At 49.7% G+C, this 13,158-nt stretch carries 12 protein-coding genes; 4 read left to right on the forward strand and 8 right to left on the reverse strand.

What is annotated here, in order from left to right; genetic code table 11:
* The first annotated feature begins 121 nt into the window (after nucleotides 1-121).
* Nucleotides 122-931 (forward strand): N-acetylmuramic acid 6-phosphate etherase, encoded by an 810-nt coding sequence (gene murQ / locus ACYVI1_RS12705; protein ID WP_460910565.1) that lies wholly within the window; start codon nucleotides 122-124, stop codon nucleotides 929-931.
* 13 nt (nucleotides 932-944) lie between these two features.
* Here the strand turns inward: murQ and ACYVI1_RS12710 are convergent, their stop codons facing one another.
* From ACYVI1_RS12710 to ACYVI1_RS12745, 8 genes are all read right to left on the reverse strand, one after another.
* The gene (locus ACYVI1_RS12710; RefSeq protein ID WP_460910568.1) at nucleotides 945-2,180 is read right to left on the reverse strand and encodes an AGE family epimerase/isomerase; all 1,236 of its coding nucleotides are present in this window, start codon (nucleotides 2,178-2,180) and stop codon (nucleotides 945-947) included.
* Nucleotides 2,181-2,249: 69 nt separating this feature from the next.
* A complete protein-coding gene (gene lon, locus ACYVI1_RS12715; RefSeq protein ID WP_460910571.1) occupies nucleotides 2,250-4,739 on the reverse strand; it encodes an endopeptidase La in 2,490 nt (829 codons plus the stop codon).
* Between the two features lie 174 nt (nucleotides 4,740-4,913).
* On the reverse strand, nucleotides 4,914-5,387 hold the full coding sequence (locus ACYVI1_RS12720) for a DUF6702 family protein (RefSeq protein ID WP_460910573.1): 474 nt from the start codon (nucleotides 5,385-5,387) through the stop codon (nucleotides 4,914-4,916).
* Nucleotides 5,388-5,474: 87 nt separating this feature from the next.
* Nucleotides 5,475-6,791 carry an RIP metalloprotease RseP gene (rseP, locus tag ACYVI1_RS12725; protein WP_460910576.1) on the reverse strand — a complete coding sequence of 439 codons (1,317 nt, stop codon included), beginning with the start codon at nucleotides 6,789-6,791 and terminating at the stop codon, nucleotides 5,475-5,477.
* A 140-nt stretch (nucleotides 6,792-6,931) separates the two neighbouring features.
* The gene (locus ACYVI1_RS12730; RefSeq protein WP_460910578.1) at nucleotides 6,932-8,104 is read right to left on the reverse strand and encodes a 1-deoxy-D-xylulose-5-phosphate reductoisomerase; all 1,173 of its coding nucleotides are present in this window, start codon (nucleotides 8,102-8,104) and stop codon (nucleotides 6,932-6,934) included.
* Complete coding sequence (locus ACYVI1_RS12735) at nucleotides 8,097-8,531, reverse strand: HepT-like ribonuclease domain-containing protein (RefSeq protein WP_460910581.1); 435 nt, start codon at nucleotides 8,529-8,531, stop codon at nucleotides 8,097-8,099. The genes ACYVI1_RS12730 and ACYVI1_RS12735 overlap by 8 nt, the downstream gene beginning before the upstream one ends.
* Entirely contained in the window at nucleotides 8,524-8,835 is a 312-nt protein-coding gene (locus ACYVI1_RS12740; protein ID WP_460910583.1) for a nucleotidyltransferase family protein, read from the reverse strand. Before ACYVI1_RS12740 ends, ACYVI1_RS12735 begins: the two co-directional genes overlap by 8 nt.
* Nucleotides 8,836-8,839: 4 nt before the next feature.
* Nucleotides 8,840-10,342, reverse strand: a complete 1,503-nt coding sequence (locus ACYVI1_RS12745; protein ID WP_460910586.1) for a GH3 auxin-responsive promoter family protein — start codon at nucleotides 10,340-10,342, stop codon at nucleotides 8,840-8,842.
* Nucleotides 10,343-10,534: 192 nt separating this feature from the next.
* On the opposite strand from ACYVI1_RS12745, the gene ACYVI1_RS12750 reads away from it, so the two are divergent.
* From ACYVI1_RS12750 to ACYVI1_RS12760, 3 genes are all read left to right on the forward strand, one after another.
* Entirely contained in the window at nucleotides 10,535-11,560 is a 1,026-nt protein-coding gene (locus ACYVI1_RS12750; RefSeq protein ID WP_460910588.1) for a rod shape-determining protein, read from the forward strand.
* A 122-nt stretch (nucleotides 11,561-11,682) separates the two neighbouring features.
* Nucleotides 11,683-12,519 (forward strand): rod shape-determining protein MreC, encoded by an 837-nt coding sequence (gene mreC, locus ACYVI1_RS12755; protein ID WP_460910591.1) that lies wholly within the window; start codon nucleotides 11,683-11,685, stop codon nucleotides 12,517-12,519.
* A gap of 88 nt (nucleotides 12,520-12,607) precedes the next feature.
* Nucleotides 12,608-13,114: a hypothetical protein gene (locus tag ACYVI1_RS12760; RefSeq protein ID WP_460910593.1), complete on the forward strand. Its 507-nt coding sequence runs from the start codon at nucleotides 12,608-12,610 to the stop codon at nucleotides 13,112-13,114.
* Nucleotides 13,115-13,158: the final 44 nt, after the last annotated feature.

The following is a 13,158-nucleotide window of genomic DNA, read 5'->3' on the forward strand; positions in this document are numbered from 1 at the left end:
TCAATTAGCGAAATTTCGCTGTTGGTGTAATAACGCCGTAAATAAACAGGCTATTTTTCTGAAAGGCAAGGAAAAACAGAAAATTTTGTCGGTTCAACTAAGCCTGTATTACTTTTGGCGTATGACAACGGAAACCTCTTCGCACTACGATCATCTGGAGCAAATGTCGGTTCACGACTTGCTGACGAATATTAATCAGGAAGACAAAACCGTGCCAATGGCCGTTGAGCGGGCTATTCCCCAAATCGAAGCGTTGGTACCGGAGATTGTTAAACGCATGAAACAGGGGGGTCGGCTGATTTATATTGGTGCTGGCACAAGCGGTCGGCTGGGCGTTGTCGATGCATCGGAATGTCCGCCAACGTATGGCGTTCCGCACGATTTGGTGATTGGCCTGATGGCTGGCGGAGACGGGGCTATCCGAAAAGCCGTTGAGTTTGCCGAAGACGATGCCAAACAAGCCTGGATAGATATAGCGCCTTACCACCCCGACGCAAATGATACCGTGATTGGTATTGCGGCATCAGGCCGGACACCGTATGTAATTGGTGGTTTACAGGAAGCCCGCAAAGCTGGATTGCTCACGGGCTGTATTGTCTGCAATGAAGGGTCGGCGGTGGCGCAGGCGGCAGAGTTTCCAATTGAAGTGGTTGTCGGGCCGGAGTTTGTAACGGGCAGCACACGCATGAAAGCCGGAACCGCCCAGAAACTCGTGCTGAATATGATTTCGACGTCGGTAATGATTCAGTTGGGCCGGATAAAGGGCAACAAAATGGTCGATATGCAACTGACAAACATTAAGTTGCAGGACCGGGCTGCCAAAATGGTCATGAGCGAAATCGGCGTCAGCCGGGAAGAAGCTGAAGAGTTATTAGCGAAATTTGGCAATGTTCGCGGGTCTATTGACGGCTATAATCAGGCTAAAAACTAATCACCCTGCCGCTTCAGTGAACAATGCGAACGGGCTTTTCTTTCACTTGAATTTGTTCGCACTTCGTTAGAAACTTCGCAGTTTCGGCTAAGCAACGGATAAGCGAAAAGCAACCGACTGTTGGTAGGGATTTGGCTGCTAAGAGTGGTTGGCCTTGTCGGTCAACGGCCACATGCCAGCCGATGTGCTTAGCGTCGGGGAAGTGGTGAAACGTGTAGTCGTGAATGCGTTTGAACCACTTAAGACAATCGGGCTGGCGGGTATGAAAATAGCCTTTCATTAACACCGCAAGGCTCTCGACCTGCACCCAGGCCCATTTCTGTTGCCAATCGGTAAACAGAAGGGGCTGACCTTTAAAATCAACGTATTGATTTAATCCCCCTGCCGTTTCGTCCCAGGCCTGCTCGCAAAGCCGCAGACACCAGCCAACAACCTGTGTTGCCAGTTTGCGGTTAGTATTGCCGGTTAGCCCCGTTTTGAGCAAGAGGTTTTGGGCGTACAAATCAAGCAGATAACTGGCGGTTTGAAATGCCAGGCCCACGTTAAGGCGTCGGCCTTCCGGCGTGTTAACAAACGAACCTTCCGGCAAAATGAACTCCCGAAGCGTGTCTGTGCGACGGTCTACAAATTCGTGCAACAATTCATCCAAAACTAAATCGACGCTTCGTTTCCATGTTTCTTCGTCTACAAAGGATTGCATCTCCAGCAGCGTTTTGAGTACAGCTACGGGTTCGCTCAGGTGCCGGACCTGCCGAAATCCGCCAACGGTTGCCGCTTGTTCAGTCCTTATCGCTTCGCGACGCTGGAGCAGATTGGCCAATGTTTGTTTGGCTACCATGACCCATTCGTCATCGTTGGTGGCCCGGTGAAGTTGAGCATAGGCCATTGCCACCAAACAATCGGGGATAACGTCAGTAGCGGCTGCAACCGGCCGACCACGCCGGTCGAGTTGGGCGTAGCAGGTAAGTGTATCTGTGTGGGCAAACTGACTTAAAAAATTGGTCCCGTGCCGGGCGTGTTCGAGCCAGGCGGGTTGTCCGTCGAGCGTATTGTGGAGCCAGGCAAAGGCCCATGCCTGGCAGGCTTGCTGCGTAACGAATTTATCTCCCTCAATGACTTCGCCCGTTGCTGACAGCAAATCAAAGTAGCCTCCACAGGGTTCATCCCGGCTATGTTTAAGCCAGAACGGGACAACCTGCCGGAGCAAAGCCTGTTGATAGGAAGCAGCGAGTTTTTGAAAGTCAAGCATGGCGTAAAGATAAAAAAAGGCCGGGCTACTAATTCAGCCCGGCCCTGTTCTCCGTCGTTTGAGAAGAAATTAAAACACCTTCTCCACCTCACGCTGTTCTTTCTCTTCAGGCAGGATAAATTTCATTGGTTTACCCACCTTACCGGGCAATAGCGCAAAGTCAAGCACCTGGTCAACTGTGTCGACGTAATGGAACGCCATGTCTTTGATATAGGTCTTATTGATTTCGTCAACGTCCTTCCGATTTTTGGAACAAAGCACCACCTCTTTAATTCCTGCCCGGTTAGCCGCCAGAATCTTCTCTTTAATCCCACCTACGGGCAATACTTTTCCCCGCAGCGTCACTTCACCGGTCATGGCCAGGTACGGTTTCACTTTGCGTTGGGTATAAATCGAGGTCATCGACGTAAGCATCGTAATACCGGCCGAGGGGCCATCTTTTGGTACGGCGCCGGCTGGAATATGAATATGCAAATCGTAGTGGCTAAAAACCCGGTAGTCGATGCCTAAGTCGTCGGCATGGGCTTTGAGGTAGGAGAGGGCCGTAATCGCTGACTCTTTCATTACGTCACCCAATTGGCCCGACAGCGTCAATACGCCTTTTCCCCGGCTCAGACTTGATTCGATGAGCAGAATTTCGCCCCCAACCTGCGTCCAGGCTAAGCCCGTCACGATACCCGCAATGTCGTCGTCGGCATAGAGTTCCTTATCAAAAATCTCGGCACCGAGCATTTTAGAAATATCCGTGACTTTAACGGTATGATTGTATTCCTCCTCCATCGCGATGGATTTGGCAATTTTCCGGATTAATGCGCCAATTTTTTGCTCCAGATTCCGCACACCTGACTCGCGCGTATAGCCTTCAATAATTCGCAGGATGGCTTTGTCTTCAATGACTAAATCTTTAGGTTTCAGCCCGTGGTCTCTGCGCTGTTTCGGAATCAGGTATTTTTTAGCAATCTGTACTTTTTCCTCAACGGTATAGCCCGCAATGTCGATAATCTCCATCCGGTCGCGCAGGGCGGGGTGGATGGTATCGAGCGAGTTGGCCGTAGCGATGAATAACACCCGCGAAAGGTCGAACTCAGTTTCGAGGTAGTTGTCCATGAACGTGCTATTCTGTTCAGGGTCAAGCACTTCGAGCAGTGCCGACGAGGGGTCTCCCCGGAAATCGGAGCTTACCTTGTCAATCTCGTCCAGAATAAAGACCGGATTGGCCGTGCCGCATTTGCGGATGTTCTGGATAACCTTGCCCGGCATGGCGCCGATGTAGGTTTTACGGTGCCCCCGAATTTCGGCTTCATCATGAACGCCACCCAGTGCCATCCGGCTGTATTTCCGGCCCAACGCCTTCGCCACCGACTTGCCCAGCGAGGTTTTACCCACGCCCGGAGGTCCGTATAAGCAAAGAATGGGGGCTTTCATGTCATTTTTCAGTTTCAGAACGGCAAGGTATTCAATAATCCGCTCCTTCACTTTCTCCAGCCCAAAGTGGTCGGTGTCTAAGATTTTCTGCGCCCGCTTAAGGTCGAAATTGTCTTTTGTGTACTCACCCCAGGGTAGGTCGACCATCAGCTCAACGTAGTTCATCGTGACCGGGTATTCCGGCGCCATCGGGTTGATACGCTGTAACTTATTCAGTTCCTTGTCGAAATGGCCGCGTACTTCGGTTGACCATTTCTTCCGGTCGGCCTTCATCCGAATGTCATCAATTTCCCGGTCGGGGTTATCAATGCCCAACTCATCCTGCAACACCTTCATTTGCTGGCGCAGGTAATAATCGCGCTGTTGCTGGTCAAGATCGGAGGAGGCTTTGGACTGGATTTCGCGTTTGAGTTCGAGCAACTGCACTTCGCGGAGCATGAATTCGAGCAGTAAATTAGCCTGCTGGTTGCCATCGAGTGATTCCAGAAGTCGCTGTTTATCCGAAACATCGGTATTCACGTTCGAGGACAGGAAGTGCAGTAAAAACGTGGGACTTTCGATGTTATCGAGGGCAATCCGGGCTTCCTGTGGAATTTCGGGATTCAGGCGAAGCATTTTATAGGCTGCATCTTTCAACGATTGCAGGAGGGCTTTACCTTCTTTCTTATTTACGTTCTGAAAAACGTCGTCAATCTGGCGAACCTGAGCTGCCATATACGGTTCTTCCTGCGTAATCTGCTGAATTTCAAACCGCTTTTTGCCCTGAATAATAATGGTGATGTTGCCATCGGGCAGCGTAATCATTTTAATAATATAGGCTACCGTACCGTACCGATACAGGTCATCGGCAGTGGGTTCATCTTTTTGCTGATTGAGTTGGGCGCTTACCCCAATGATTCGGTTGCCTTTGTAGGCTTTCTTGACCAGCCGGATTGATTTCGACCGCCCAACCGTAACGGGAATGACCATACCCGGAAATAAAACTGTATTTCGAACCGGCAGGATGGGTAGGTTTGCCGGTAACTCATAATCTTCATCCATTCCCTCGGGTGAGCCGAGGGGCACAATTTCTAAATTGTCCGAATCAAAATCGGAGAGTAACAAGCGGGTTGCAAATTCGTTGTCTGAATTCATAGGTACACTGCCGAACTGACAGCTTTCAATAATGGATTAGTGCCTGAAGGTTGCGGGAGTCGAGGAGAAATGTAGCTGCAAGACCCGTGCCATTCGCATATTATGACGAAATGACGGCTCAATCGTTACAACTGCAAAATTAACGAAATGGATAGTCAGTCGGCGATAAATTTATTAATCGAACGAAATAGCCTGAACAGGCTGGTTTTTACGGAAAACCAGCGTTTTTTTCTGGCCCTGGTAGGTGATATTGACCATATTAACCTGGTCGTCAAATAACTCCATCAACAGATTTTGTTTCAACAACCCGCCCCGGAATGATTCAGTGTAAGGCATTTCCAGGTAGAGCCAATGGGCATCAACTTCCACTTCGTGCCCCACGTATCTGAACGGTTTGGGCTGCTTTTGCGGACTTACATACCCAAAATGAGACTGAACGTATTTTTCGATGAACGGGTCGTTTTTAGAGTTCGGTGTTCCGGCGAGATTAACAGTTGCCGTTGAGGCTGCCGAAAGGGCTTTCCCCAGATCGTCGGTGAAAACGCGAATGCTTATTTCAAAAACCCGTTCTTTCGCGTTATACTGCATCTGCGTAACGCTGACGTGAACATCGTGCGCCGGACGACTGGCCGTAAGACTGATGAGCAAAAAGCCGCTGATTATTTTTTTTAACACAGAGGACACGGAGCTTGAACACAGAGAACACGGAGTTCTGTGTTCTCTGTGTTTGACTAATTAAAAAACAGCCTTAAAAACGTCGTTGAAAATGGCGAACGCCATCAGACCGAGGAGGATTACCATACCTACGCGTTGCGCTCCTTCCAGGAAACGGTCGGACGGTTTGCGGCCCGAAATGATTTCATAGCCCAGAATCGTGGCGTGACCGCCGTCGAGGGCGGGAATCGGCAGGGCATTCATGAACGCGAGCGCCATGGAGAGCAGGCCCGTAACGGTCCAGAAACGTTCCCACCGCCACACGCCACCGAACAGGTTTTGGGCAATGCCAATGGGGCCACTGAGGGCTTTGGACGCAGACACTTCGCCCCGGAAGATCTTACCGAAGCCTTTAATATTGTCAAAAACTACCTGAAACGCCTTTTTTGTGCCAACGCTCAGGGCTTCGCCGAAGGTGTATTCCTGGCTGGTAAGGGGCAGCAAAAACTCAGGATAAAAACCAATCGTACCGTCGGCAGTAGTGGTCATGTTCAGTGTTATTGGCTGCCCATTTCGATTAATGCCAAGTACGACTGGCTTGCCTTTGAGCGGCTTCACGACTTCGGTAAACTCATGATAAAACTGAATGGGTTTACCATTAATGCTCGTAATAATATCACCCGTTTTCAGGCCCGCTTTGCCAGCCGGTTGCCCCGGCACCAACTCGGCAACTTTGAACGGCTCAATGGGTTCGATAAACTGCCCGGCGGCTTTTTTGTCGGCCAGTTTATCCACGAAATCATTGGGAATCTCGATGTCTTCCAACGTACCGTTTCGTTCAACCGTGTAGGAACTGTTATTGCCCAGAAACACATCGGAACTGCGAATTTCATTAAAGTCAGTAATCTCTTTTCCGTTGACTTTCACGATTTTATCGCCCGTTCGCAAGCCAATGCTTTGGGCAAGTTCGTAGGCAACAATCCCGTATTTGGCATCTTTCGCGGCCAGATAGGTATTCCCGTTTTTATAAGCTAAAATGACGAAAATCAGAATGCCGACAATGACATTGACGATGATACCGCCGAGCATCACGATGAGCCGTTGCCAGGCCGGTTTCGCCCGAAATTCGTAGGGCTGTGGTTCAGTATTCGTGTGGGCGGTGTCGAGTGATTCGTCAATCATTCCCGAAATTTTCACGAAGCCACCGAGGGGAATGGCGCCAACGCCGTATTCGGTTTCGCCCCGTTTGATGCTCCAGATTTTGGGTGGGAAGCCAATAAAATACTGCTCTACCCGCATACCAAAAGCTTTGGCCGCCAACAGGTGCCCTAACTCGTGTAAACCTACCAAAATGGACAAACCCAGAATGAGCTGTCCGGCCATTACTAAAATTTCCATTGAAAACTGTGAAAATGCTGGTTAACTAATGATGTTTTGCTGAAAAAATATTAACAAGCCAATGATTTGTATTGAAACGCTAAAAGGCAGTGGAGAAACCTATAAGGTTTTCAAAACCTTATAGGTTTCTGATAAAACAGCTAAACCAAACTTTTAATTCGCTCCATCGCCAGTTGGCGGGTTTCCTGGTCGGTGCTCACATAATCGTCATACGTCGGGCTTTGCACGAACGTCGCTTTGGCCAGACAGGACTCGATAAGCTCGGAGATTTCCAGAAAGCCAATTTGGTCATGCAGAAATGCATCGACGGCTACTTCGTTGGCTGCGTTGATAATACAGGAAGCGTTGCCGCCCCGGCCCAGGGCCTCGAAAGCAAGTTGCAGGTTTCGGAACGTTTCCCGGTCGGGCTGCTCAAACGTCAGCGATGGGTAATCCATGAAGTTAAAACGCGGAAAATCAGATTTCAGTCGATTCGGATAGCTCAGCGCGAACTGAATTGGCAGGCGCATGTCGGGCAGGCCCATTTGCGCTTTCAGGCTGCCGTCTTCGAACTGCACCAGCGAATGAATGATGCTTTGCGGATGCACAATCACATCAATCTGGTCGGGGCGAAGGCCAAACAGCCACTTCGCTTCGATGACTTCCAGCCCTTTGTTCATGAGCGTAGCCGAATCAATCGTAATTTTGGCACCCATTGTCCAGTTGGGGTGTTTGAGTGCCTGCGCCCTGGTGACGGTTGCCAAAAACTCCCGCGATTTCCCCCGAAACGGCCCGCCCGACGCGGTCAGGATAATCTTCTCAATCGGATTATGAAATTCGCCAACTAAGCACTGGAAAATAGCCGAATGCTCAGAATCAACCGGGTAAATGTTTACCGCTTTCTGGGCCGCCAGCCGGGTAATCAACTCGCCCGCTACCACCAGCGTTTCTTTATTGGCCAGCGCAATGGACTTCCCGGCTTCGATAGCTTTGATGGTTGGCAGCAGGCCCGCATAACCGACCATCGCCGTCAGCACCATATCGACCGTATCCATCTGCACCACCGATGCAATGGCTTTCGCCCCGGCATAGACTTTGATGCCCAGGGGATCAAGGGCCGAGAAAACCTGGTCATAGCGGTCTTCATTGCAGATGACCACAACGTTGGGCTTCAGGTCAACGGCCTGCTGAATAAGTAGTTCGGCGTTGTTGTTGGTTGTCAGCACCTCAACCTGAAACTGGTCGGGATAGGCCCTAATCACGTCAACGGCCTGCGTTCCGATGGAGCCGGTCGAGCCGAGGATGGCGATATGGCGTTTTTTTACGTCAGTCATGTAGCTTATCGCGGAGGTATTGTATGTGACGGTAATAGGGGGACTCTAATACTTCCATTAATAGGGTTTTGTCATAGTCGACTTTGCCCACCATATCAACAAGCACCTCTTTCAACGCCGGCAAATTTTTATTAATAACTTCGTACACCAAGTCATAGTCAATACCCCGGTAATCATGGGCCAAAAAATTTCTCATTCCTGCAATATTCCGCCAGGGAATTTGTGGATGCTCATTTTTTAATCCAGAATCAAGTCGTTTTGATTCCTCCCCTACGACCAGAAGCAAACCCCAACTGGCATTGTAGTTTTGCTGATCATTAGCCCATATAAAATCCTCTATATTAGTAAACGGCTTGCTATACAAAAAAATCTTTTCTATACATTCTAACATGGTGCAGATAGATGAAAGGTTTTTTATGTTATACATAAATTACGTCTTTTAACATTGTGTACTTAGTAAATGGATTCATGTATCGTTGGTTTATTAGGTCCGGTTTACGGCGTATTTGTTTTTTTAGAACTCGCTGTAGACGATCTCTATCAATCAGAGACAAATGATGGTCTTTAACTAAATTATATACCAAGTCAATATCGCTTTTTTCAGTCTGCTCATTCCGGGCGAAACTGCCATATAGGCCAATTTGCTCAATGCCAAACTCTGTTCGTAAGCGTTCGCGATTGGCCCGAAGCTTTTCCAAAATAAATTTTTGATCGACGGCTATTGCTTCCATTTCCTTACACCGTTTGTCCTGTTTCTACTAACCCATCGGCAATCTTGCGGTCGTTGGCCAAACGGGGCACTTTGTTCTGGCCGCCCAGTTTCCCCTGCGACTTCATGTACCGCTGAAACGCCCCGCGTGGCAAATTAGTGAGTTTGAGGGGTTGCAGGATGGAGCCGGTAATGAGGTCGTCGTAATATACGTTTAGTTTGGTTAGGCGGTTGTCTACGTCGCGGGCGAAAGCCGCTGGGTCGTGTGGGGGCGTGGCGAACTCAACGAACCACTCATGATACGGCAGGCCTTCTGTCGGGCTAACCATTGGCGCCACGGTGAACTCGACAACTTCAACTTCGCGATGCTTCTGCATGGCATCTTTCAACGCCTTCTCCACTTCTTCGCCGATGACGTGTTCGCCAAAAGCAGAAATGAAGTGTTTGATTCGGCCCGTTACGAGCAAACGATACGGTTCCCGTGAGACGAACTTAACCGTGTCGCCGAGGGAGTAGCCCCACAGCCCGGCGTTGTTGTTGATGATGACCGCGTAGTTTTTGCCTAACTCTACTTCGTCAATCGTTAGTCGGCGCGGGGTTGAGGTGAAATACTCGTCGGCGGCAATGAACTCGAAAAAGATGCCGCTGTCTACCAGCATCAGCAAACCTTCTTCGGTCTGGCTATCCTGAAACGCGATGAAGCCCTCCGAAGCGGGGTAGGTTTCAATCGAATCGACGCGCTTGCCGATGCTCTCGAACAATTTGGCACGGTACGGTTCAAAGTTGACTCCGCCATACACAAACACCGAAAAATCGGGGAAAACGTCTTTTATCAACTTGCCCGTTCGTTCCTGAATCCGGTCGAAATACATCTGCACCCAGGGTGGAATGCCCGAAATGAGCGACATGGGCTGCAGTAACGTTTCGTCGATGATTCGTTCTAATTTGGTTTCCCAGTCCTCGATGACGTTGGTTTCGTAGCTGGGCAGTTGGTTGGTGCGGAGGTAAGCCGGAACGTGGTGGTTGGCAATGCCCGACAGCCGCCCAATGTTAATGCCCGCCTTCTGGGTCAGTTCGGGGCTGCCCGACAGGAAGATGAGTTTCTTATCTAAAAATGCACTGTTGCCCGTTTCGTTAACGTAATTCAACAGGGCATCGCGGGCTGAGTTTATATGATTCGGAATAGAGTCGTGCGTAATGGGAATGTATTTTGTGCCGGAGGTTGTGCCGGATGTTTTGGCAAAATACAGTGGTTTGCCTTTCCAGAGCACATCGCTGCCACCGGTCAGAATCTGCTCAATGTAGGGTTTCAGGTCTTCATAATCACGGACGGGTACGGCCTGCCGAAACTCCGCAACCGTCTGCACATCCCTGAACCGATGGTCGCGGCCAAAAACCGTATCCTGTCCTCCGTCAATTAACTGCCGAAGCCAGCGTTGCTGAGCCTCGGCGGGCTGGTACATCCAGGCTTGCTGACGCTCAACAACCCACTTCGCCAAAGGCTTACTAACAACCGACCGAATTCCCATAATAGTGCAAAAGTAATGTATAATCAATAATGTATGATGTGAAAAGGTTGTAGGGGCTTCCTGCAGCACTTGCCCATTATTCATTTTGCATTATACATTATTCATTGAAGACATTCTCTTGAATAATCTCTATTTTTGCACACTTTTCAAGAAAACAGTACTTGTTCATAAGGCGTTCTGCGCCAACTTAAAATGGGACTTTTCAATTTTTTAACCAGTGACATTGCGATTGACCTGGGGACGGCGAATACCTTGATTATTCATAAGGACCGGATTGTGGTGGATGAGCCTTCGATTATTGCAATGGACAAACTCACCGGAAAAGTGCTGGCTATTGGCCATAAGGCTATGCAGATGCACGAAAAGACCAATGAAAACATCAAGACCATTCGCCCCCTGAAAGACGGCGTGATTGCCGATTTTACAGCCGCCGAACTGATGATTCGGGGCATGATTAAAATGATTGACACGGGCAGCAAGCTGTTTTCGCCCTCGCACCGGATGGTTATCTGCATTCCGTCGGGGATTACGGAGGTGGAGAAGCGGGCCGTTAAAGATTCTGCCGAACATGCCGGGGCCAAAGAGGTGTATATGGTTCACGAGCCCATTGCAGCCGCTATTGGTATTGGCATCGACATTACCCAGCCGAATGGCACCATGATTGTCGACATTGGCGGGGGCACCACCGAAATTGCTGTCATTGCGCTGTCGGGAATTGTGTGCGAACAGTCGATTCGGATTGCGGGCGACGTGTTCACCCGCGACATTGTGGATTACATGCGTCGCGAACACAACCTGCTCATTGGTGAACGCTCAGCAGAACAAATCAAAATGGAAGTTGGGTCGGCCCTGCCCGAACTCGACAACCCACCCGCCGATTATGAAATCCGGGGCCGCGACTTAATGACCGGCATTCCGAAAGAAATCAAAGTTACCTACAGTGAAATTGCCTACGCGCTCGACAAGTCCATCTCGAAAATTGAGGAAGCTACGATGAAAGCCCTCGAAATTTCGCCACCGGAGCTATCCGCCGATATTTATACGAATGGCATTCACCTGACCGGGGGCGGGGCGCTTCTGCACGGCCTTGATAAGCGGTTGGGCGCGAAAACCAAACTGCCGATTCACGTTGCCGACGACCCGCTTAAAGCCGTTGTGAAAGGCACGGGCGAGGTAATTAAGAATCTGGATATGTACCGGTCGGTGCTGATTAGTTAAACAGGTGTAACGCGGGCGGTTGGCCGCTGCCGTGGAGACCCACGCTTTGTAGTTGGTTATTCAGTTGCTACAAAGCGTGGGTCTCCACGGCAGCGGCCAACCGCCCGCGTTACGTATTTTATATGGGAGAGTTAGTCGACTTTTTCGTCCGAAGCCGAAACTTCATTTTGTTCGTGTTACTGGAAGTACTCTGTTTTTACTTCATCATCAACACCAGCAACTACTGGAGTATCACCTATTTCAACACATCGAACCGCTACGCGGCTCAGTTGCTGGCGTGGTCGAATGCGGCTAACGAATATGCCAGTCTGCGGCAGGTCAATGCTGATCTGGCCCTGGAAAATCAGCAGCTTAACGCCCGGTTAACCAAACTCCTCCAGAGTAAGCCAGCGGCTCCGGTTAATTACCAGGCCGATTCCGCCTTCGCCGACCGGTTTAGGTTTGTCGTGGCAAAAGTGGTCAATAACACAACCCAGTTTGCCAACAACTACATTACCATTGACAAAGGCACCGACGATGGCATTCAGCCCGGCATGGGGGTTATCTCGCCGACGGGCGTGGTGGGTAAAGTGAAGGTGTGCAACCGACACTTCTCGGTCATTACGTCCATTCTGCATTCCGAATTTCTGGTGTCATCCAAATTAGTAAAAGCGGATGAAATTGGTTCGGCCAGGTGGGACGGTGGCGACCCGCATCTGATAAAACTGATGGATATTTCGCGGTATAAGCCCGTTAGCAAAGGCGATTCGGTGGTAACATCGGAGTTTAATTCAACGTTTCCGCCCGGTATTCTGGTAGGGCGTGTTCGCACAATTGGTGTTCAGCCTAACCAGACATTTCATGATCTTACGCTTAATCTGGCTACCAATTTCAGTAATCTGTCGTTCGTCTACGTAGTCGAAAATCGCCTGAAAGCTGACCAGGAGCAGTTGGAGAAACAAATTGAAACAGAAAAATAAGTTGATAGCTGGCAGTCATCCGTCGATAGTAACCAGAAGAACGGTACTATTGACGGATGACTGCCAGCTATCATCTATCGACTAAAAAATGACTTTCCGCGAAATTCTGTCCACAACAGTTCTTTTTTTGCTGTACTTAGTGCTGCAAATTCTGCTTGTGCGGAATCTGGTTCTGTTCGATTACGCCTTTTGTTTCATCTACATCGCCTGCATTCTTCTGTTGCCCAATGAAACCAGTATGACATGGCTTTTGCTACTTGCGTTCATAACGGGGATCATCGTGGACACCTTTTACAATACCCTGGGAATGCACGCAGCCGCCACAATTCTAATGGCCTATTGCCGGCCACTGGTGGTTCGGTCGCAGATTGACGTGCCGGGGCTGGAAACCCGGATTGAATTTTCACTGCAGGAGTTGGGGGCCGGGGCGTTTTTTCGGTATGTATTCATTCTAACACTGGTACATCATACGGCTCTGTTTTTCATCGAAGCCAGCAGTTTAACCCTCCTCATTCCAACGCTCATCCGGGTGGGAGCCAGCACGGTATTCACCACTGTGAGCATCGTTCTGCTTCAGTTCTTCACCCGGAATTAGCCATTCGTCAGGAAGAAGCCAGAGAACGTCATACAGCCACCCAT

The sequence above is a fragment of the Spirosoma areae genome, from assembly GCF_054781775.1.

Coding starts and splice junctions, on each gene's coding strand:
- murQ (WP_460910565.1), top strand. CDS start 122: ATGACAACGGAAACCTCTTCGCACTACGATCATCTGGAGCAAATGTCG.
- ACYVI1_RS12710 (WP_460910568.1), bottom strand. CDS start 2,180: ATGCTTGACTTTCAAAAACTCGCTGCTTCCTATCAACAGGCTTTGCTC.
- lon (WP_460910571.1), bottom strand. CDS start 4,739: ATGAATTCAGACAACGAATTTGCAACCCGCTTGTTACTCTCCGATTTT.
- rseP (WP_460910576.1), bottom strand. CDS start 6,791: ATGGAAATTTTAGTAATGGCCGGACAGCTCATTCTGGGTTTGTCCATT.
- ACYVI1_RS12730 (WP_460910578.1), bottom strand. CDS start 8,104: ATGACTGACGTAAAAAAACGCCATATCGCCATCCTCGGCTCGACCGGC.
- ACYVI1_RS12735 (WP_460910581.1), bottom strand. CDS start 8,531: ATGTATAACATAAAAAACCTTTCATCTATCTGCACCATGTTAGAATGT.
- ACYVI1_RS12740 (WP_460910583.1), bottom strand. CDS start 8,835: ATGGAAGCAATAGCCGTCGATCAAAAATTTATTTTGGAAAAGCTTCGG.
- ACYVI1_RS12745 (WP_460910586.1), bottom strand. CDS start 10,342: ATGGGAATTCGGTCGGTTGTTAGTAAGCCTTTGGCGAAGTGGGTTGTT.
- ACYVI1_RS12750 (WP_460910588.1), top strand. CDS start 10,535: ATGGGACTTTTCAATTTTTTAACCAGTGACATTGCGATTGACCTGGGG.
- mreC (WP_460910591.1), top strand. CDS start 11,683: ATGGGAGAGTTAGTCGACTTTTTCGTCCGAAGCCGAAACTTCATTTTG.
- ACYVI1_RS12760 (WP_460910593.1), top strand. CDS start 12,608: ATGACTTTCCGCGAAATTCTGTCCACAACAGTTCTTTTTTTGCTGTAC.